This window comes from Bacillus sp. FJAT-27245 (assembly GCF_001273955.1).
Taxonomy (GTDB): Bacteria; Bacillota; Bacilli; order Bacillales; family Cytobacillaceae; genus Bacillus_D.
Window position 1 is genome coordinate 1,445,658 of the sequence record NZ_LIGI01000001.1, and the last position, 21,964, is coordinate 1,467,621.

Below are 21,964 nucleotides of genomic sequence, written 5' to 3' on the forward strand. Positions count from 1 at the left end.
TCCAGAATTTCAAAGCACATATCCAGAACTGAAAAATCCAGAAACATTCAAGCCCCGTCCTTCATCTGCACAATCATGACAACAGTCCTCGGGAAAACAGTTTAATGTTTAGCAAGGTGCCGGAAGGGCAAATATGTATGCAGTGGAATGTACATATTTTTATAAAGGAGAAGATTGATTTGAACGGTGAAGTCCCTAAAGACCACAGCCTCGATAACAGCCTGGGGCTGATGCGGGAGGGGTATGAATTTATCGGGAACCGCTGCAAGAAATATGGCGCGGACCTGTTCGAGGCGCGGCTCCTTGGCCAAAAGGCTGTGTGCATGACTGGCGAGGAAGCGGCCAGGATTTTTTATGATAATGATAAGTTTCAAAGAAAAGGTGCTGCGCCAAAGAGGGTGCAAAAGACGCTTTTTGGGGTAAATGCGATCCAGACAAAGGATGGTGCGGTACACCAAAGCAGGAAAATGCTGTTTATGTCGCTATTGTCCCCGGAGGGAGTCGCCGAAGTCCGCAATTTGGCGGAGAAGTATTTCCGGGAAGCCGCCACCAAATGGGAAACGATGGACAGGGTCGTCCTTTTTGAAGAGGCCGAAGAAATTCTTTGTAAAATTGCCTGTGATTGGGCGGGAATTCCCTTGAAGGATGAAGAAGCTAAGGAGAGGGCCAAGGATTTCACGGCAATGATCGATGCGTTCGGTGCTGTCGGCCCGCGCCATTGGAAGGGGAGAAGGGCGCGTCCCCGGGCGGAAGAATGGATTACGGATGTCATTGAAAAGGTACGGGCAGGGGAGCTCGCGGCCAGGGAAGGGTCGGCGCTTCATTCATGGGCCGTTTACCGTGACCCTGATGGGAAATCGCTTGATGCGAAAATGGCGGCGGTCGAACTGATAAATCTCTTAAGGCCGATTGTTGCGATTGCGACTTTCATCTCATTCAGTGCCCTTGCCCTGCAAGAACATTCGGAATGCGTTGAAAAACTCCGTACGGAAGGGGACGAATACCGGGAATGGTTTGTGGAGGAGGTCAGGCGTTTTTACCCATTTGGGCCGTTTGTCGGTGCTAGGGTGAAGAATGCGTTTACGTGGCAAAACTACAATTTTGAAGAGGGACAGCTTGTCCTGCTGGATATGTACGGAACGAACCATGACTACAGGCTGTGGGAATTCCCGGATCAATTCCATCCGGAACGATTCCGTGACTGGGACGGAAACCTGTTCAAGTTTATTCCCCAGGGGGGCGGGGACCCGGCAAAAGGCCACCGCTGTCCGGGGGAGGGAGTTACAGTCGAGGTCATGAAAGTTTGCATCGACCTGCTAGTAAACGGAATCACTTATGATGTACCGGAAGATCAGGATTTGAGCTACAGCCTCGTCCGGATGCCAACCCGCCCGGAAAGCGGGTTTATCATGGCGAATGTGAAAAGAATTAAATGAGCCACAAGAGAATTTTGCTATTGCAAGAAGAAGCAGAGGGACCGTCCTCTGCCTCAAACCTCACCACCAAAAAATGAAGCAGGGGAAACGTTCCCTGCTTCACTACTTGAATATCCTTTCACAACTCCGAACAAGGGTTACACTCCCAGAAGCTCGTCTAGAATTGCCTGGACATCGCGACCGCGCTCGAAGGATACAATCCGTGCCGGTTTTCCTTCAAATGCATTTACCAATTCATCCAGGAAAATCTGGTAACTGTTCGAACCTGCAACTTCAACCCGTTGCAGCGGTTCACTTTTTCTCGCCGCCCACAGCTCCGACCAGTTACGGAGGGAAAGAGTACCCTCTGTTCCATACAAATCAAAACGAAGTTCTTCCTTCATGCCGATACCTGACAGCCCATTGAAAAGGACAGGCACCCCGTTTGAAAGAGTCCCGCTCGCGATGATGCCTGTTTCACAGAGCTGCTGATTATCCGGCAGCTCCAAAGAAGTACGGACATCAGTTATTTTTCCAAACAAATGCAACAAAATCTGGATATAGTGCGGGAACACTTCACGGACAAAACCGCCCTGGTCCCTGGAAGAAATCCAGCTGTTTTGCTGCCATTTACGAGGCCACTCCTCAAAATGGCAGTGAAGCTCAATCCGTCGCAGACAGCCAAGGAAACCATCTTTCACCAATCGTTCGAGTTCAAGGAAGCCCGCCCCGAAGATCGTCGGGAAATTGACCGCGTGAATCAGCCCGTTTGAAGAAGCGGCCTCAAGCATTTCGTCCGCTTCGGCCACGGTGCTCGCCAAAGGCTTTTCGCAAAGGACATTCTTGCCGCTCCGAAGCGCATCCATCACATACTGGTGATGAAATTTTGGTGGAACGGCGATATAAATCAGGTTGATGTCAGGATTGTCAAAAAGAGCCCTGTAGTCATCCGCGGCGGCTATTCCGTACTTTTTGGAAATTTCCGCAAGCCGCTCGGCATTGCCATCAAATACCTCCAAAATGTCTGTATCCGGGTGTGCCAGGAACGCATTCATTACGCGTTCACCAATACCGCCAGTGCCAATGATGCCGACATTTATTTTCCCCATAAAGAAATCCCCCTTTGGAAAAGGCGCCTGGCAAATGCCAACCAGGCAATGCAGGAGCCTCTTAAAAAATACTAATTACGTAAATATGTACCAGTCTATTTTATCATTGATAGCCTTGGGGAAGCCAACTGCATTTCCTTATAATCTTCTAAAAAAAATATAAGCCAGTGTTGTTCAAAAATGGTAAAATAATGAATATACCGTAACAGGGAACTGCTGTTTTTCAACTATACAGGTTTGAGGAAAGTCATTGTCCTGAGAGAGGTGGAGTGGATGGACTGGTTCGGAGGCAGTTCGGAGAATTATCGGTTTGTTATGTTTTCGGCTTCACACATTGCGGTTTTGGCGATTCTTCTCTTGGCGGCAATTGGGATGTATGTGTTTCGTGGCCGCATTCAAGAGCCATGGCAGCGGAAAAAAGAAATTTGGGCGGCGGTAACGCTTATTGTGATGGAATCCCTATACCATGTCTGGATGTATGCGAATGGGTTTTGGCGTGCGGTTGATTCTTTGCCGGCCGGACTTTGCAGCATCAGCTTGATTCTGGCTATTATCCTATTGGTAACAGGCAGCAAGGCTATCTATGACATCCTACTTTACACCGCGCTTCTCGGCGCGACCCAGGCGCTCGCCACGCCGTATTTGTTCTTTGATTTTCCGCATTTCCGTTTTATTCATTTTTTCTATACGCATATGCTGATCGTTCTTGTCCCGCTTTACTATACGTGGGTGAAGGGATACAGGCCGACTTTTTCATCCGTCATCAGGCTCATCGTATTTTTGAATTTGATCATGCCCGTTGTCATGCTCATTAACAAACTGGTAGGCGGCAATTATATGTATTTAAGCCACAAGCCCGAAACCGCCAGCCTCCTAGATATGCTTGGTCCATATCCCTGGTACATCCTTTCATTGGAAGGGCTGCTCGTCACACTCAGCCTGATCGTCTGGCTGATTTTCCGGGAAAGGGGAAAGGCATCCGGTACTTCAAGGCAAATGAATTAGAGTGAAGCAGGGGACGTATCCCCTGCTTCATTTATTGTAAAAGAGAAGTTTCTCATGTATACATGTTTAATAATTTGTTCACATAGCATAGCCGTTGGGCTACCATTCTCCGCTTATAATGGAAGTACGAAGGAGAATCCGGAGGGAACCACCATGGCTAAATATATAACTGGTATTCTATTTTTAATTTTTATTTTACTAAACATGTCGGGCTGTTCGAGCTCCAAAGAAGCGGCAGTCAAAGCACCAACCATCTCCCAGGCCAACGGGGAAGCCAGGGATGAACCGAAGGAAGTGTCAGGGGAATTAAAACATGTCCTTCAGACCCACCAACTTCTCACGCCGCTTGGAGATATCCCTGTCCCTGCCGATAACCCGATGACTCCGGAAGTATTAATGCTTGGCCAGGCGCTCTACTTCGACCCCCGCTTGTCCGGAGACAATACGAGGAGCTGTGCGTCCTGCCATGATCCCGGACTTGGCTATGGGGACGGAAAACCAACATTCCAAAAAGTGGATGGAACAGTGGGTGCACGCAACTCGCCGACTGTTATCAACTCCGGCTATTACAAAACATATTTTTGGGACGGCCGTGCCACATCACTTGAAGAACAAACATTGGGCCCGATTGAAAATCCTAACGAAATGAACCAGAAGCTCGAGGAATTGATACCGGAACTAAAGGCAGCCAAAGGCTACGAAGAGATGTTTAAAAAGGCTTTTGGCGAAGGGGTTACAAAGGAGAATATCGCAAAAGCCATCGCTGCATTTGAACGGCAGATTGTCGTAAAAGATACCCGGTACGACCAATTCCTAAAAGGAGATATAAAAGCATTATCTGACGAGGAAATCAGCGGTCTCGAGTTATTTGTCGGCAAGGCTATGTGTGTAACATGCCATAATGGACCAAACCTTTCAGACAATAACTATTATAATATTGGCATAGAATCGGCCGATGAAGGCCGTTTCGCTATCACAAATGACCCTCGGGACATGGGGCGCATCCGAACGCCAGGGCTTTACGGAATTACCCATACTGCCCCATATATGAGGGACGGCAGCCTAAAAACTCTTGAAGATGTGATTGACTATTACGACCGGGGAGGAGACTCCCACCCGAATAAGAGCTTTTTCATGAAGCAATTCATGCCGCTCGGGCTTTCGGATGAAGAGAAAGCGGATCTGCTTGCATTCCTGAAATCCTTGGGTGGGCAGCCGCCCACTTTTGAAAAACCTATTCTTCCGTGAAGTGGCCATACCGCCCCGGTTCCTAATTCTTTACTTAAACCTTCGCCCAGGCGGGGTTTTTTCTTTTTATGGTTTGATGAAACATCCTTTGTAAATAAGTGAAGCAAAGGTGCTTCCTCCTTTTCACCCTGGCACGCCGCCCGAAAAGAGAGCTATAATACAGATACAGCTTAACTGTCTTTTTGTAAAAGCATGCCAATAACGATTGACTATGGAAGGAACGGATTTTCCATTGACTATAAAGCTAAATCAGAACATTATTAAAAATCGCTGCGGGATTGCTTCCTCTAAAAGGGGTGAGGCTTATTACCGCGGGAATAAGGTGAGATTGCACTCCGGCATGGAAGGCAGATGGACTGCGATCGTGCTTGGCGCCGAGGATTTCAATGTTACAGTTGAAGCCAATGACCGCGGTGGTTTTACGACAGCATGTACATGCCCCAGCCTGGCATCGGTCAACAAGGATTGCCAACACGTAGCCGCGGTTCTATATGCCATCCTCGGTGAGAGGCAAACTCCGCATCGCAGTGTAAATTCCACAGCACTTTTGGATAACGGTCCGCTCGCCGCCCTGTTTGCCAATCGGACCAAGCTCCCTTCCGGCCGGAGGCTCCATTTTGAAACACGGGAGGTACTTAATGCAGGCTTTTCTTGCAGGCCCACTATATTAAATAATGGACAGGCAATGTTTGGGGTTGAATTATATGTAAATTCTATCGCAATTGGCGAAATCCGCGGGTTCCTTGAGAGTGTGGAAAAAGGCACTCGCGACACTTCGGGACTGTATAATCCCCAGCTCCATTGCTTCGAGCCGGAAATAGACTCCGTTCTCCATCAATTAATCCGGATAATGGAGGACGAAAAAATACTGAAGGGAACATTTACAGGAAACGGAGTTGCCGGCGGGGAGGCTAAACCGGAACTTCTTCCAATCCCGCCTGCCTCATGGGAAACTCTTTTGCCATTGCTTACCGCAGCTCCCCGGATAAAACTCTTTTATGGAGGCCTGGAGTATCCCGGCATGCAGCTGTCAGACGGCCCGCTTCCTTTGACAATTGAAATGAAGGAAGAATCCGGAAGCCATAAACTTGTGGTTGAAGGGCTCGAAAATATCGTATTAATGGAGCCGTACCGAATTGCCTTAGCAGGCGGAAAACTAGTCCACGTAGCGGAAGAAGATTGTGCCCGCCTCGCTGAACTAAAGCGGCTATTCGTAGGGGGAGGGACAAAGGAACTAAAAATCCCTTCCGGCCAGGAAGCCTATTTTCTTGAAAAGGTGATCCCGGAATTAAGGAAGCTAGGAAGCATTCGCGTTTATGAAACGGCTGCCGGGAAGCATGCCTTTCCGCCACTTATCGCAAAGCTTTATTTGGACCGGGTAAAAAACCGCCTATTGGCCGGGCTCGAGTTCCATTACGGCAAACATATTCTTAATCCATTGGAAACAGGCGCATCCGCCTATAACCCGGGAATCCACCGCAATACTGAAAAGGAGGATCTCATCCTTGAATTGATGGAAAAGGGTTCGTTTGCAAAAACGGAAGGCGGCTATTTTCTCCACAACGAAGAGCTAGAATATGAATTTTTGTACCACATTGTCCCGCTGCTTGAAAAACATGTCCAACTCTTTGCGACAACGGCGGTCAGGAACCGGATATTCAAAAGCCCATCTCCTCCGAAAATTAGCGTAAAAGTGAAGAAGGAAAGGACGAATTGGCTGGAATTCACATTCGAGCTTGCGGGAATAGCGGAAAAAGAAATCCGCGACGTCCTGGCCGCGCTTGAAGAAAAGCGGAAGTATTACCGCCTCAGAAATGGTTCCCTTCTTTCGCTCGAGGAAAGGGAGTATGAAGAAATCCAGCGATTTTTAAAGGCGGCGCCCATCCAGAACGAGGATTTTGAGTCGACTTTGAATGTCCCATTCATCCAGGGGTTACGCCTGCTTGATTCGGCGGGAGAAGGGACAGCATTTTCATTTGGAGACTCGTTCCGCATGTTTCTTGAAGAAATCAGGAACCCGGGGGAAATGGATCATCCTGTGCCCGGCAGCCTAAAGCCTGTTTTGCGCGATTACCAAAAACAAGGCTTCCAATGGCTCAAAACCCTTGCCAGCCACGGGTTTGGCGGTATCCTTGCTGATGATATGGGACTTGGAAAAACACTCCAGAGCATCGCGTTCATCGTATCGGAGTTAGCCAGGATGAAGGAAAAGGGACTCCCGGCACTCATTGTCTGTCCATCGTCGGTAACCTATAACTGGCTGAATGAGTTTTCCAAATTCGCTCCGGAAGTGAATGCCGTCGTCGCGGACGGGGGGGTAGCGGAGAGGGCGAGCCTTGCCGCGGATTTGGCTGGAATTGATGTTGTCATCACATCGTATCCTTTGCTCCGAAAAGATATTGGAACCTATGAGCGTCTAAAGTTCCATTGCGTAATCTTTGATGAAGCGCAGGCGTTTAAGAACCCAGTAACCCAAACGGCGCGTGCTGTGAAAAAAATCCGCGCGGTCCACCGGTTTGCCCTGACCGGGACTCCAATTGAAAATTCAATTGAGGAATTATGGTCGATTTTCCACGTGGTTTTCCCTGAATTATTCCAGGGCCTGCGTGAATACAGCCATCTGACGAGAAAGCAAATTGCCCGGAGATCAAGGCCTTTTATGCTTCGCAGACTCAAAAAGGATGTCCTTTTGGAGCTGCCGGAAAAAATTGAATCAACCGACACATCCGAAATGCTCCCTGTGCAAAAAAAGTTGTATGCGGCCTATTTGGCGAAGCTCCGGGTAAAGACGTTCAAGCATCTTGATAAGGAGACAATCCGGAAAAACAGGATCCGAATCCTTGCTGGGTTGACGAGGCTCCGGCAAATCTGCTGCCACCCCGCCCTGTTTGTGGACGGCTACAAAGGAAGTTCCGCAAAGTTTGAACAGCTCATGCAAATTGTTGATGAATCAAGGCTAGCCGGCAGGCGCGTCCTGATTTTTTCGCAGTTTACAAAAATGCTTGGCCTGATTGGGAGGGAGCTTGCAAACCTGGGAATTTCCTATTTTTATCTTGATGGGCAAACTCCTTCCGAGGAAAGGGTCGACATTTGCAGCCGCTTCAATGGCGGCGAACGTGATTTCTTCCTGATTTCACTTAAGGCAGGCGGGACCGGGCTTAACTTACCGGGGGCCGATACGGTCATTTTGTACGATCTTTGGTGGAACCCGGCTGTTGAGGAACAGGCGGCCGACCGCGCACACAGGATGGGGCAAAAGAATCCCGTCCATGTTATTAAATTGATTGCCAAAGGGACGATCGAAGAAAAGATTCATGCATTGCAGGAAAAGAAGCGGGACCTTGTTGACGGGATTATTGGAACAGCCGACCCTTCCATTTCAACACTCACCGAAGAGGATATAAGGGAAATCCTCCTCATGGGAAGCGACTGACATTTGGATGTATTAAATTGAAAATGTGCTTAAAATGGATGTTGTTTTGCTTCAGGCACCTTGGTTTTGGCCTGGTATGAATATTTTCGATAAGGAGGAACAAAGGGATGGATGGAGCAATTTTCAAAAAAGGCATGTATATAAACGGCGGGGAAATTTACAGCAACGATTCATTTGCCGTTGATAATCCGGCGACTCTTGAAACCATCGGGTATGTACCGGATGGAGGGAGAAGGGAAGCGGCGATGGCTGTAGAGGCAGCGCATAAAGCCTTTCTCGGATGGTCGAAAAAAACCGCCTATGAACGCTCGGCTCTCCTTGAGAACTGGTTTCAGGTGATTGCGGAAAGAACGGAAGAACTTGCAAGGATGATTACCCTCGAACAGGGGAAACCGCTATCTGAAGCGCGTGGAGAAATTGCTTATGCGAACTCGTTCATTAAATGGTTTGCCGAGGAGGCGAAGCGGGTTTATGGCGAAACGATTCCTGCCTCGTCAAGTTCAAAACGGATTCTCGTCCAGAAGCAGCCCGTTGGCGTCGTTGCGGCGATTACACCCTGGAATTTCCCCGCTGCCATGATTACGAGGAAAGTTGCGCCTGCCCTTGCCGCGGGTTGTACAGTCGTCATCAAACCTGCTCCGGCAACCCCCTTGACCGCATTGCTTTTGGCTGAATGCGCGCATGAAGCTGGCATTCCTGCCGGAGTACTCAATGTTGTCACAACAACTGATGCGGCGGCTGTTTCGGACGTATGGCTTGACGATAGCCGCGTCAAAAAAATCACGTTCACCGGCTCCACCCAGGTAGGGAAGCTGTTGATGGAAAAAGCGGCTAATACCGTCAAAAAAGTTTCCTTGGAGCTTGGCGGCCTTGCGCCTTTCATCATTGCCGAAGATGCAGATATTAAAGCCGCAGTGAACGGGGTCATGCAATCGAAGTTCCGGAACGCCGGCCAAACATGCGTGTGCGCAAACCGGATTTATGTCCATGAAAACATCAAGGAGCCATTTATAGAGGCGTTCAAGACCGCATTAAGTTCCTTAAGAGTCGGAAACGGGCTCGAGCCATCGACTGATATCGGACCACTCATCAATAAAGCGGCAATCGAAAAAGTGAAGAGGCAAATTGATGACGCCATAAGCAAGGGGGCAGAAGCCATCAAAGGACCGAAAGCAGGTGAAGCGAAGGGCTTTTTCATTGATCCGGTCATCTTGTCGGGTGCGACGGACGACATGGCATGCATGCAGGAAGAGACTTTCGGCCCAGTTGCCCCGGTCAGTTCGTTTTCTGATGATGCCGAAGCCATCCGGCGAGCCAATCATACGCGGTACGGGCTTGCGGCCTATGTATTTACACAATCGCTGCAAAAAGCCTTCTACTATTCGGAAAACCTTGAATATGGCATTGTCGGCGTGAATGATGCGCTTCCGGCAACGGCACAGGCCCCATTCGGAGGCATTAAGGAGAGCGGCCTTGGCAGGGAAGGCAGCCATCACGGCATGGACGAATTCCTCGAGATAAAATATATATCTATGCAGCTTTAATAAAGAAAGGCAGAATCCCATTAAGCGGACTCTGCCTTTTCCCTTTTTTAATCATCGTCACCCTCATCGTCATACCGGTCATCTTCGGTTTCAATTTTGAGGATCTTTCCAGTGTTGCCGTCAATCTTCAGCTCGGTTTCTTTCTTACCGTCTTTAAGCTCGAACTCATACTCGACACGGCCATGTTCCAATTCAGCTTCAGCTTCCGTAATTTCACCTTTTGCTGAGCTTTTTGCTATTTCTGCTGCTTTTGCAAATGAAATTGATGCCGCATTTTCGATGGCTTTTTTAACATCGTTTCCTTCCGTTTTGACGAAATCAACCCCATGTTCTGCTTTCTGCTCAAATTTCAATTCACGGCCGGTATCATCTTTTTCGGCCGCCCCAACGGCAAAAGTTCCTCCCGCAATCAGCCCGAATACAACACCTGCGGCCAAAAGTTTGTTTTTCATAATCTTTCACTCCTTTTCTTATCGTTGCTTTCACTATATCCTCTGAAAATGAGAAGAACAGGATAAAAAGATTAGAAATTCATGAGAAGGGCTCTTTTTTACGGATTAAACGGGAGTAGTCGGCCTAATTGTCATCCCAGGTTACAGACATGACAGCCCCGGTGATGGCATGGATTTGGACAGTGGCTTCCCTGTCATCAGACGTCTTGATTTCAATGAGATAAAATGTCTGCCCATTCTCTGTCTCAAGGTCTACATCATCAAGCTTGCCCTTTACTTCCTTTTGGGCAATGGCTATCGCCTTTTTCTCTGTCAGCCTTGTCGGTGGATTCGCGGGGGTGGTTTTTTCCGAGAGTACTTCCCCGGTTTCCGCATCGACTGAAACAGTTGTTGTATTCTGGTCTGTATCCCTCACTACTGCAACGAAAACCGGCCTTCCACCGCTTTCTGTTTTTTTAAAAGAAATAAGTTCCCTGCCGGCTTTCGAGAGAATGATCTTCTTAATCTCGTCTTCTGAAAGGACGGATGTTGGACCTTCATTTACCGGGCCAATCGGGTCAATCGACAGGATTTTTCCTGTTTTTGAATCGATTTTTACCTCGTAGGATTGGTTTTTGATATCAAGCCTTGCGTAATATAGTTGTTTTTTGGCCTGCAAAAAAGACACGTTCCCGCCGTATCGGTTTTCAACGAGCTTTTTCGCATCTTCCTTCGTCATCGCCTCGGCCGCAGAGCTTCCCGGCTTGAGAAGAAGCCAGCCAAGCAGTGCCGATAGTATGAAAAGCGAGCAAAATAACGCAATAAGCCCCCATTTCTTTCCCATCCTGTTTCACCGCCTTTTCGCAAATTCATAGTGCTTTCTACTCCCAGTTTGCACTGCAAATATTAAAAATTGATGAGAAACGGCTATTTTTTTATGAACAGGAATGCTTTCGTTCCAGAGCCCAGCTTGCTTTCGAGCTGCAGCCGGATATTCAGGGCGTCGGCAATTTCTTTTGCCAGGGAAAGGCCAAGGCCAGATCCGTCGATTTTCCTGCTTCTTGCTTTATCTACACGATAGAAACGATCAAAAACACGCGGCAATTCCTCTTCATCAATTCCTATTCCCTTATCGGCAATTGTAATTACCGCTTCCTCGTCCTGGCTGCCCAATCCGATTGTTATCGGAGCGTCACTGTACTTCCGCGCATTGTCGAGAAAAGTAAAGAGCAGTTGCTTCAATTTCAGTTCATCTGTCTTGACGATAAAGGTATCTCCGGAGTGCTCCAGAATCACCTTACGGTTGTAGGCATTTTCAAACGCTTTTGCAGAGGAAATAACGAGTGAATTCAAATTAACGTGTTCGATCCGGAGGTTCCACTGCTCATTATGCTTTGCCAGCAGCAAAAGCTGCTCAGTCAACTCCTTCATCCGGATTGCTTCGGAATGGATCGCTTCTACAGCTTCCTCAAAAATTTTCGGATTTTGCAACCCTCGCCGTTTCAACAATGAGGAATAACTATCAATGATCGTAATCGGAGTTTTCAGCTCATGGGAAGCATTTGAAATGAATTGCTTCTGCTTGTCAAAATTTGTTTCGAGCAGCTCGATCATATGGTTGAACGTATCACCCATTTGATAAAGTTCATCGTTCGATTTGCCTTCAAGCGGGATCCGTTTGAACTGGCCGCTTCGCCTTATTTCGGACATCGTTCGAATCATCGATGTAACAGGCCCGATTATTATTTTGCCGAGTAGGGCACTTGATGCCAGTACGGGAATCAAGGCCGCTAATGTAGCAAGCATGAGAACTAGTCCGAGTGTCTGGACGATTCTTGCAGCCGGCTCAAGGCTCGTGGTTACTTGCAGGTTTGCGATTGTGCCGCTTGGAAGAATGATAGGCATCGACTGGAAAGAGTAATCCCGGCCGAGATACTCGATCCTTTTGCTCGTTTCACTTGTAAAATAGCGGGGATTCCGTTCGGCCAGCTTTTGCTCCGATTGGGAAGTGGTTGTAGCCAAACCTTTCCCATCAATGCCTACTAGCTGTATCATCCCGTCAACAGGCACGTAGGCGCGCAAGAGAACAGCTTCGGGAATGTTCCCGAGCGACTGGGTCACTACTGCGGAAACTTTTTTCAGTTCAGCCTCTGCAGCATCCATATGGCTTCCATAAGTCAGTTTGCTGAACGTGACGTAAATGAAACCATTCACAATGATTAACACAAGAGCGAACAGTGCGGTTGTGTACAGGTTAATTTTTGAACGGAGCTTCATTGGTCCTCCCGCAGCACATACCCCACGCCCCGTACAGTATGGATAAGGGGAGGGAGGCCGGAAAGGTCTATTTTTTTCCGCAAATAGCGAATGTAAACATCGACGACATTTGTATCGCCCGCAAAGTCATAGCCCCAAACCTTTTCAAGAATTTGGTCCCTTGTCAGCACCTGCTTCTTGTTCGTAAGAAGATAGACAAGCAAATCGTATTCCCTTGGCGTCAAATCAATCGAAACGCCGGAGCGGTTTACCTCACGTGTTTTCAGGTTAAGCGTGAGGCCGCCAAAGAGTAGCTGGTTCCCATCCTCAATGGATTTCTCAATTGTTTTAAACCTTAGCGCAGCGCGTATTCTTGCCAACAGCTCATCAATTTGGAAGGGCTTCGTTATATAATCGTTTGCCCCGAGGTCAAGGCCTGAGACCTTATCCTCCACCGCACCTTTCGCTGTTAGCATAATCACCTTTGTAACAGGGTCGTTCGCCCTAATCCGCCTGAGCAAGTCGATCCCGCTCATCCCTGGCATCATTACATCAAGTAAAATTAAATCCCATTTGCCTGTCCGGTACGCTTCAAGGCCCTCAATCCCATCAGCAGCCTTCGTAACGGAATAGCCTTCAAATTCTAGTTCAAGCTCCAAAACACGGGCAATTTTCTCTTCGTCCTCAACTATTAAAATCGATCCCTTTTCCATTCAACTGCCTCCTGATTAAAAACTTCCTTTCCTCTAAAAATAGAGGAAAATCCTTAACTTTTCCACCCCGGCAAAGCAGAACGAGGCGACGGTCACATTTTATGCTCCAAATCTTACTTAAAACAGGGACGTATCTAGTGTTTCACTATTTCAAAACAAAAACCGCCCGCATACGCGGACGGAAGCTGTGAGTTCGATTATTTCCTAATTTCTTTGAGCAACAAGCGTGGGCCGCCGAGCATAAAGAAATACCTTTTTTCAATTACCCATTTCATTAAAGAAGCGAACCGCCCATGTATCACCTTTCCGTACACGACCCCGGTTGCGTTTTTGTGGYCCATGCTCATCACTGTGCCGCGGTGGATATACCTGAAGGGTTTCGCCGGTACCCCGTAAATTTTCGCGGCGAGATTATACCCGCAATACTTGCCCTGCTGCAGGGCGATTTGAGCGGTTGGCGGGTAGGGATTGCCTTCGGGGGAGAAGCTGGCGGAGGCATCCCCAAGCACATACACATCCCGGTAGCCCGGCACCTCGCAGTAGTCATTCACAATGACGCGCCCGTCCCGGCAAGTCTTAAATCCGAGGCCATCCAGGAGGGGATTGCCCTTGACACCGCCCGCCCAGACAAACGTATTTGTTTCAATTGACGAACCATCCGTAAAACGGACTTCCGTTTCGGTACAGGAAGCGATCGCTGTCCCCGTCCTGAACTCGGCAGGTAATTTTTCCGAGGCCATCTTTGCATCCCTCACCATCGAAGCATCATAGCCATTCAATACATCTTCTTTGGCTTCCACGCAGATAATCTTAACGAGTTCTTGGCATATGCCATACTCATCACAAAGGACGGGAAGCTTTTCGGTGAGCTCAAAGATGAATTCCATTCCAGAGAAACCAGCGCCGCCAATCACAAATCTAAGCCGCTTTTCATCACGGTCTTCGAGGAATTTCTGAAACTGGTCCTCAATGTGGACTCGCAGCCTGTTCGTTCCTTCCCAGTCAAACAGGAAGAAGGCGTGCTCCTTCACGCCCGGAAGCCCGAATGTTTGCGGGACGCCGCCAATCGTAATAATGAGGTAATCATAATGGAGCTGATTGTTTTTTAGCGTGACTGTTTTCGAAGCAAGGTCGATGCCGGTTACTTCATCTTTAATAAAGTTTACCCGCTCTGGGTCGATCAGTTCCTTAATCGGGAACACGATGGATTCTGCCGGGATGGTCCCGGCACCCAATTCATGGACTTTGGTTGTCAAATAGTGATAGTCATTTTTGTTGATGAGGGTAATTTCCGCACGCTTTGCATGGACTTTTTTCTGGAGAGTGACGGCGGTCAGCAAACCCGCATACCCTCCACCAAGGATAACAATCTTTTCCTTTTTTACCATCCGTATCACTCCCTTTGACTATAGTATACTACCATGCTCAGAGTTTCACAATCTTATATTGTGAAATATTGAGCATTTTTCCTTTTTTTATAAAAGTGCACAAAAAAAGCCGGCTGGGACCGGCGCGGTAGAGTTATTCATTTATCCGGAAAGTCCTGGCGATTTTCTCGGCATCCGAATGATCAATCTGGTCCCAGTAGAAATATACATGGTAGCGGAGCTTCGATTTTTCCGATAAGAAAAAGTAGTGGCGGATTTGGATAGCCTTTTCAGTTTTCTGATGGTCGAGAGTAAACCTGACGGGATAGTGGAAGCCCGGGAGAGTAGTGTTTTCAAAAAGATTCTGTTGAGCAATATTTTTATGCATTTCGCTTTCCGTCATGATTTCAATGCCGCCGGCTTTTTTTCCATCCACATAAAACTCCACTTCATCGTCTGAAATCCTCTCAATCGTAAATTTATCCATCGGGTCGATCGAAAACTTTTCTTCAGGGGCCGCGCCTAAGCCGAAGAATAGGCCATTGCCAGAAATGTTGCTCGCAATGAAGGCGGATAGCCCGATAAAGAGAAAGGCTAGGACCGCGAAGCTAAGGGCGGCCGGGAAAAAATTCTTTCTTTTCACAAAGGTCGAATCAATCCGGTTCAAGGTGGCCCCTATCCGCTCCTTCGCCGCATGATTAAGGGTATGGCGCGGGAAAGTGTTAAGTTCCTTCTGGATTTCTTCATTCGTTAATGGCCGCATTTTGGGCACCTCCTTTTTCATTTTTCGGCTGTTTCCTCAAGCCTTCAATAGCCCGGTGGTAGGAGAGGTTGACTCTTGCTTTTTCCCAGCCCAGGATTGCTGCTGTTTCTTCGGGCGTTAGCTGCATGATGCCGCGAAGGATTAGGGCGTCCCTGTACGCTGGCTTCAGTTGTTTAATCATTTCATAAAGCTCCCGCTTCGTTTCGTCCTCAAGGACATGTTCCAAAGGGTTCTTCTCCGGTGCGGCAGCCTTGTTCAACAGGTTGATGGGGAGGAACCGTTTTAGCCGATTTTTCCGCAAATGGTCGATTGCCACATTTCTCGCGATTGTAATGAGCCACGTTTTCGGATTCGCGCGCCCTTCAAATTTGTTCATATTTTGATAGGCTTTAATAAAGGCTTCCTGGACAAAATCCTCTACGTCCTTTGTCCCAAAATAGTACACAAGGTAGTTATACACATCATCATGGTAATCGTTGAACCATTGCTGGATTAGGTTTTCATTTTCCATGTCCGGCCTCCTTTTCTTTCATTTACCAATTAGACGGGGAAGCGGGGGAGTAATTTCAGTTTTTTAAAAATAATTGTAATTTCTGTAGCGAAGAGCCTGGCGAATGACTTTTCTCATGATTTATTCAAATCGGCAAACGATTGAAAACGTGGGAAGGTTGGCTTTCCCTTTGTATAAAAAATCCACTTTCTTTTTGTCTAAAATGAGATGCTAGATTACTAGAGATCATTCCATGTACCTCCCATGTTTGGACAGCAAAGTGAGTTTTTAAGGGTTGTGTGTCCAAAGCAGCCCAATTTTTGGACAGAGAAGGGAAAACCTCCGGGCCTCGTGACCAAAGCTCCTTTTAGGCAGAAAAATGGCCAAGCGTATGCCTGGCCGTTCTCATCTGAATATAGCTAATGTAAGAGAATACTTATTCCTTTGGCTTTAAAACGTCGTGGTCGACATAACGGTCGCCCTTTAGCACGCTTATGACGTTAATGGCAACCTTTGCACCATCCCCGGCAGTGATGATCGTGTGCACGCTGACGCCCGCGCAAGTGCCGGCAGCCCAGGCGCCTTCCACATTCGTCCTTCCATCCGAATCCACATCCAGGACGGTTTTAATCCTTGGTTCTGTACCTGGTTTCGTTTTTACACCAAGCTTTTCGGCTAGGTCGACGGAAATCCCCGTGGCAAAAATAACGTGTTTAGCCTCGATGCTGCCTTTGTTTTCGGTTTCAATTTTAAATCCGTTTTCAGTTTTTTCAACGTTTGTGGCAGCATCCTCAAGTAATTCTGCGCCGAATTTTTTCGCCTGGGACTTACCGGTTTCTATCAGGTCTGGACCCGATACTTCCGGTACCCCATAATGGTTTTCAACCCAGGCACGCTTCGTCATCCCTTTGTCACTGTCAATGAGGGCAGTCTTCTTGCCGGCTTTTGCGGAGAAAAGTGCTGCACTCGCTCCAGCGGGGCCTGCTCCGATGATCGCAATATCAAACATACTTGTAGCCTCCTTTTGAATACCTTGAACTAAAGATATCTTAAAACAACACTTTTTCCAAAGTCAACCAAGTAGGCCTAAGAGAAAGGCTGCGCAGGTTACATGTCAGCCGCTTTTCGTAGGATCAAATTACCAAAACTATAACACCAAAAGCCGCCACCTCACATGAGCCCACTGCTTGAGGCATTTATCGCTTCATGCGAGTTTGCTATACTTAAAAAGAAACGACAGCGGACAGGGGAACAGGAACTTGTCCATACGTATTCATCTTGTAAGGGGAGTTATGGATGCAAAAAGTAGAAGGTACTTCTTTTAATATAACGAAGCAAAACATTGGGGAACTTAAACGGCTTTTTCCAGAAGCCATCACGGACGGGAAAATTGATTTTGAAAAATTGCGTGCTTTGCTCGGGGAATCGGTAGAAACGGGCAGGGAGCGGTACGAGTTCAGCTGGAACGGAAAATCTCGGGCGCTGAAAATCGCCCAAACCCCTTCCACGGGGACGCTCCGCCCTGATCAAGGCTCAAGCAAAAACTGGGAGTCCACTGAAAACCTCTATATTGAAGGCGATAACCTGGAAGTCCTGAAGCTTTTGCAAAAAGCATATTTCGCCGCGGTGAAGATGATTTATATTGATCCGCCGTACAATACCGGGCGCGATTTTGTGTACAAGGACAACTTTATCGACAATTTGAAAAACTATAGAGAAGTGACGGGCCAGGCAACGAAGGCGAATGCGGAAACAAGCGGGCGTTTCCATACCGATTGGATGAACATGATGTATCCGCGGCTGAAGCTTGCCAGGAACCTGCTCTCCGATGATGGAGTTATATTCATTTCGATTGATGATCATGAAGTGACAAATCTTCGTGCGATCTGCAACGAGATTTTCGGAGAGATTAATTTCGTGGCCCAGCTCCCGACAATCATGAACCTGAAAGGGAACAATGACCAATATGGTTTCTCCGGTACACATGAATATACTCTTGTATATGCCAAAAACATCGCGAATGAAGATTCGATTGGCGAGCTGCCGCTTTCGGAGGAAGATATCGGTGATTACAGCCTCAAGGACGAGAAGGGCTATTACAAACAGGGCGCAACGCTGATGCGGACAGGGGAGGCCGGCGCGCGGGAAAAACGCCCGAAAGGCTATTATCCGATCTATGTCACGAAGGACCTTTCGCGCATTTCGATTGAGCGGATGAGCGGCGACGATTACGAAGTATATCCGAAAACAGCAGATGGCAAGGAAATGTCGTGGCGGCGTTCGAAGGAAACACTTGCTGATACGTATGGCGAAATCATAGTGAAAAAGACGGCGAATGGCATCTCTTTTTACAAAAAGCAGCGCCTTGAAGAAGACCAGGGCATTCGCGGAAAAAAACCGAAATCGCTGTTCTATAAGCCTGAATACAGCTCGGGGAACGGGACGAACCTGCTGAAAAGCCTGTTTAACGGAAAAGTGTTTGACAATCCGAAGCCGCTCGACCTCATTAAAGACTTTATCCTGATCGGGTCAAAGGAAGACGATTTGATCCTGGATTTCTTCTCGGGTTCCGCTACAACCGCCCACGCGGTCATGGATGTAAACCGGCAATACGGCAGCAAACGAAAGTTCATCATGGTGCAGCTTCCGGAACAGACAAGCCCTGATTCAGAAGCGGCAAGGGAGGGTTTCGGCACGATTTGCGAAATAGCGAAGGAGCGTATCCGCCGTGCCGGGGAAAAGATGGATACCGGCAGAGGGACGGAAATAGATACTGGATTCAAGGTATACAAGCTTGATAGCTCAAATATAAAAGCGTGGGACCCCGACACTGACAATCTTGAAAAAACCCTGTTCGACCTTGAAAACAGCATAAAGGAAGGCCGGACGAAAGAAGACCTCCTTGCCGAAATGCTTCTGAAGGTTGGAATCCCACTGACGGAAAGGGTCGAGGAAATCCAGATTGCCGGAAAGTTAATTTATAAGGTTGCAAATGGGTCTGTACTGATTTGCCTTGAAGATGAAATCACCCTTGAGCTTGTCAATGGGTTGGCGAAGCATAAATCAGATTCTCAGGATACAAAGGTAATTTTCAATGATTCTGGATTCCCGGACGATACGATCAAAACCAATGCAATTCAGACGTTAAAGAAAAACGGGATTCTCGATGTCAGGAGCGTGTAGGGGATGAAACTAAAATTTATTTCCGACCTGCCCTACCAGCGCAGGGCAATCGATTCCGTTGTTGGCATTTTTAAAGGCCAGCCAATAAAGCAGTCAAACTTTACAGTTTCATATGGCGAAGATGCCGGGATGATTCAGACCGACCTCGGAGTAGGGAACAGGCTGGATTTAACTGAGGCTGAAGTTTTGAAAAATGTCCAGGAAATCCAGGTTGAAAATGGCCTTGCAAGAAGCGAAACACTTGATGGCATGAATTTTACAGTCGAAATGGAGACGGGTACCGGTAAAACGTATGTGTACTTGAGGACAATCTATGAGTTGAACCGGAAATACGGTTTTTCCAAGTTTGTCATCGTCGTTCCTTCCGTTGCAATCCGCGAGGGGGTCCATAAATCGCTTGAGGTGACGAAACAGCATTTTGCCGAGCTTTATGACCGGACGCCGCTTGAATACTTCGTGTATGATTCCGACAAACTCGACCAGGTCCGCAATTTTGCAACGGCGACAGCCATCCAGGTGATGATCATCAATATCGATGCCTTCCGGAAAAGCTTTGATGATCCAGATAAAGAGGATAAATCGAACTTGATTCACCGTCCGAATGACAGGATGAATGGCTACCGTCCAATCGAGTTTATCCAGCAGACGAACCCGATCGTCATCATTGACGAACCGCAAAGCGTGGATACAACGCCAAAGTCAAAGGAAGCCATCTCCTCGCTGCAGCCACTTTGCACGCTTCGCTATTCGGCGACACATGTAAAAAAATACAATATGGTATACAGGCTCGACGCGGTCGATGCGTATAATGAAAAGCTCGTCAAGAAAATCGAGGTCATGTCGGTACGTTCCGAAGAGGACCATAATCTTCCATACATGAAGCTTGTTGAAGTAAAGCCGGGCAAGGCGAAGCTTGAACTTGATGTGGAAAAACAAGGACAGGTAAAGCGGACAGCCAAAACGGTCAAAAACGGCGATGACCTGTTCGACGTTTCAGGCGGAAGGGAGCTGTACCGTAACGTGTTCGTCGAGCAAATTGATTGGACGGAAGGCGGCGAATCAATCGAGGTAAACGGAAACAGGCTGGCCATTGGGCAGGCAATCGGCGCCCAAGGCGAAGAGACTTTGAAACGGTATCAAATCCGTAAAACAATCGAAGAGCATCTCGACAAAGAATTGCAGTTGAAGCCAAAAGGCATCAAGGTACTGAGTTTGTTTTTCATCGACAAGGTCGCCAACTACCGCGATTACGACCGGAACGGGCGCCCGGTACCCGGTATTTATGCGGAACTGTTTGAAGAAGAATACCGCAAGCTGATCCGGAAGCCGAAGTACAGGAGTCTTTTTGAAGACATCGATGAGGAAGCCGGACAAGTGGACAGGATCCACAATGGTTATTTTGCCCAGGATAAAAAAGGTGTATTGAAGGATACGAGAGGAAACACAGCCGCCGATACGGATGTTTATTCGCTGATCATGAAGGAGAAGGAACGGCTTCTAAGCCTTGATGAGCCGCTCAGGTTTATTTTCTCGCATTCGGCACTCCGGGAAGGCTGGGATAACCCGAATGTATTCCAGATTTGTACCCTAAAGGATTCGGCAGGCACATATATTAGCAGGCGCCAGGAAATTGGCCGCGGCTTGAGGCTTGCTGTGAACCAGGACGGAGAGCGCGTTGATGACTACACTATTAACACGCTTACCGTAATGGCAAGTGAATCGTATGAAGAGTTTGTTGCAAACCTTCAAAAGGAAATGGAAGAACAGACCGGGATTGTCTTTGGGAAAATCGAAAAGCATACGTTCACGAAGCTTGGCTATTTTAATCCGGAAAGCGATGAATTAATACAGCTTGGATACGATAAATCGGCTAAGCTGTTTGACTGGCTGAAGGCTTCCGGAGCTCTCGACAGGAAAGATAAGGCGACCGGCTCACTCAAGGAAGCCCTTGAAAGCGGCCAGTTCGTGCTCCCGGAAGAATTTACCCCTTGGGCATCCGCCATCATGAGGGAATTGAATCATATTGTGAACCGCCTGCCGATCAAGGATGCCACAAAGAAAAGAAGAGTGAAGCTAAATAAAGCTGTTCTCGATTCTGGCGAGTTCCTTGAACTGTGGGATAAAATCAAGTACAAAACAGTTTACTCCGTACAATTTGACAGCCGCGAGCTAATCGAAAAGTCGGTTGCAGGAATTTCGGCGATGCCGAAAATTGACAGGGTGCGGATCATCTCCCGGAAAGATCGGATTTCGGGTATTGACCGCCTTTCAGGCATGAAAGGCTTGATGACAAGCGAACGCGTCGAGGACTATGTTTCTCCGGGCCATGTGCTTCCCGACATCATCACCGAGCTCCAGAATCGGACAAACCTGACGAGGAAGACGGTTGTGCGGATTTTAGCCGCTTGCGGAAGGCTTGACGATTTTAAAAACAACCCGCAAAAATTTATTGAAGAAGCGGGAAAAATCATTCAGCGGGAAATGAGGCTCCTCCTCGCTGATGGCATCCGTTACCACAAGATTGGGGAGGGAGCCTGCTATGTGGTCGAACTTTTCAAAAATGAAGAGCTGCTTGCCTATTTGAATGACAATGCGCTGCCGAGCACGAAGTCTCCGTTCGACTATGTGCTGTACGATTCGTATACAATCGAGGCGCAGTTTGCCGAGCGGTTCGAAAATGACCCCGATGTCAAAGTATACGTGAAGCTGCCCAGCTGGTTCAAAATTGAAACGCCTGTTGGCAATTACAACCCTGACTGGGCCGCGGTCATTACAAAAGACGGCGAGGAAAAGCTGTACTTTGTCATCGAGACGAAAGGCACCAGCATCGAGTCCGGCCTCCGTCCCGAGGAACTTGCGAAAATCAAATTCGCAAAAAAGCATTTTGAGGCAATTGAGTCTGGAATCGCCTTTGCGGGACCGGAAAGCGATGTAAACGAATTTATGCTGAAAATGAATGGATAAAGCAGTTCACGCCCGGGCTCTTTTTTGGATTGGAGCTTCCGGA

At 47.9% G+C, this 21,964-nt stretch carries 16 protein-coding genes; 7 read left to right on the forward strand and 9 right to left on the reverse strand.

Annotated features, from left to right (window positions below):
* Window positions 1-179: 179 nt before the first annotated feature.
* Window positions 180-1,436 carry a cytochrome P450 gene (locus ADU24_RS06950; protein ID WP_082307036.1) on the forward strand — a complete coding sequence of 419 codons (1,257 nt, stop codon included), beginning with the start codon at window positions 180-182 and terminating at the stop codon, window positions 1,434-1,436.
* A gap of 137 nt (window positions 1,437-1,573) precedes the next feature.
* On the opposite strand, the gene ADU24_RS06955 is transcribed toward ADU24_RS06950, so the two are convergent.
* Window positions 1,574-2,524 (reverse strand): Gfo/Idh/MocA family protein, encoded by a 951-nt coding sequence (locus ADU24_RS06955; RefSeq protein WP_053365944.1) that lies wholly within the window; start codon window positions 2,522-2,524, stop codon window positions 1,574-1,576.
* A 273-nt stretch (window positions 2,525-2,797) separates the two neighbouring features.
* Between ADU24_RS06955 and ADU24_RS06960 the strand changes: the two genes are divergently transcribed.
* The 4 genes from ADU24_RS06960 (at window position 2,798) to ADU24_RS06975 (ending at window position 9,754) form a co-directional block, all read left to right on the forward strand.
* On the forward strand, window positions 2,798-3,529 hold the full coding sequence (locus ADU24_RS06960; RefSeq protein WP_053365945.1) for a YwaF family protein: 732 nt from the start codon (window positions 2,798-2,800) through the stop codon (window positions 3,527-3,529).
* 153 nt (window positions 3,530-3,682) lie between these two features.
* Window positions 3,683-4,777, forward strand: coding sequence for a cytochrome-c peroxidase (locus tag ADU24_RS06965; RefSeq protein WP_053365946.1), 1,095 nt, complete (start codon window positions 3,683-3,685; stop codon window positions 4,775-4,777).
* A 232-nt stretch (window positions 4,778-5,009) separates the two neighbouring features.
* Window positions 5,010-8,210 (forward strand): DEAD/DEAH box helicase, encoded by a 3,201-nt coding sequence (locus ADU24_RS06970; RefSeq protein ID WP_053368822.1) that lies wholly within the window; start codon window positions 5,010-5,012, stop codon window positions 8,208-8,210.
* Window positions 8,211-8,317: 107 nt separating this feature from the next.
* Window positions 8,318-9,754 (forward strand): NAD-dependent succinate-semialdehyde dehydrogenase, encoded by a 1,437-nt coding sequence (locus ADU24_RS06975; protein ID WP_053365947.1) that lies wholly within the window; start codon window positions 8,318-8,320, stop codon window positions 9,752-9,754.
* Between the two features lie 47 nt (window positions 9,755-9,801).
* Here the strand turns inward: ADU24_RS06975 and ADU24_RS06980 are convergent, their stop codons facing one another.
* From ADU24_RS06980 to ADU24_RS07015, 8 genes are all read right to left on the reverse strand, one after another.
* Entirely contained in the window at window positions 9,802-10,206 is a 405-nt protein-coding gene (locus ADU24_RS06980) for a PepSY domain-containing protein (protein ID WP_053365948.1), read from the reverse strand.
* Between the two features lie 124 nt (window positions 10,207-10,330).
* On the reverse strand, window positions 10,331-11,029 hold the full coding sequence (locus ADU24_RS06985; protein ID WP_053365949.1) for a PepSY domain-containing protein: 699 nt from the start codon (window positions 11,027-11,029) through the stop codon (window positions 10,331-10,333).
* 83 nt (window positions 11,030-11,112) lie between these two features.
* Window positions 11,113-12,462 carry a sensor histidine kinase gene (locus tag ADU24_RS06990; protein ID WP_053365950.1) on the reverse strand — a complete coding sequence of 450 codons (1,350 nt, stop codon included), beginning with the start codon at window positions 12,460-12,462 and terminating at the stop codon, window positions 11,113-11,115.
* A complete protein-coding gene (locus tag ADU24_RS06995) occupies window positions 12,459-13,154 on the reverse strand; it encodes a response regulator transcription factor (protein ID WP_053365951.1) in 696 nt (231 codons plus the stop codon). Before ADU24_RS06995 ends, ADU24_RS06990 begins: the two co-directional genes overlap by 4 nt.
* Window positions 13,155-13,351: 197 nt before the next feature.
* A complete protein-coding gene (locus tag ADU24_RS07000; protein WP_053365952.1) occupies window positions 13,352-14,542 on the reverse strand; it encodes an NAD(P)/FAD-dependent oxidoreductase in 1,191 nt (396 codons plus the stop codon).
* Between the two features lie 133 nt (window positions 14,543-14,675).
* The gene (locus ADU24_RS07005) at window positions 14,676-15,284 is read right to left on the reverse strand and encodes a hypothetical protein (RefSeq protein WP_053365953.1); all 609 of its coding nucleotides are present in this window, start codon (window positions 15,282-15,284) and stop codon (window positions 14,676-14,678) included.
* Window positions 15,265-15,795 (reverse strand): RNA polymerase sigma factor, encoded by a 531-nt coding sequence (locus ADU24_RS07010; RefSeq protein WP_053365954.1) that lies wholly within the window; start codon window positions 15,793-15,795, stop codon window positions 15,265-15,267. Before ADU24_RS07010 ends, ADU24_RS07005 begins: the two co-directional genes overlap by 20 nt.
* A gap of 415 nt (window positions 15,796-16,210) precedes the next feature.
* Complete coding sequence (locus ADU24_RS07015; RefSeq protein WP_053365955.1) at window positions 16,211-16,783, reverse strand: FAD-dependent oxidoreductase; 573 nt, start codon at window positions 16,781-16,783, stop codon at window positions 16,211-16,213.
* A gap of 287 nt (window positions 16,784-17,070) precedes the next feature.
* Here ADU24_RS07015 and ADU24_RS07020 point away from each other — a divergent pair, with 287 nt between their 5' ends.
* Together ADU24_RS07020 and ADU24_RS07025 are read left to right on the forward strand one after the other, a co-directional pair.
* The gene (locus ADU24_RS07020) at window positions 17,071-18,957 is read left to right on the forward strand and encodes a site-specific DNA-methyltransferase (RefSeq protein ID WP_053365956.1); all 1,887 of its coding nucleotides are present in this window, start codon (window positions 17,071-17,073) and stop codon (window positions 18,955-18,957) included.
* Between the two features lie 3 nt (window positions 18,958-18,960).
* Window positions 18,961-21,921, forward strand: a complete 2,961-nt coding sequence (locus ADU24_RS07025) for a type III restriction-modification system endonuclease (RefSeq protein WP_053365957.1) — start codon at window positions 18,961-18,963, stop codon at window positions 21,919-21,921.
* Window positions 21,922-21,964 lie beyond the last annotated feature (43 nt).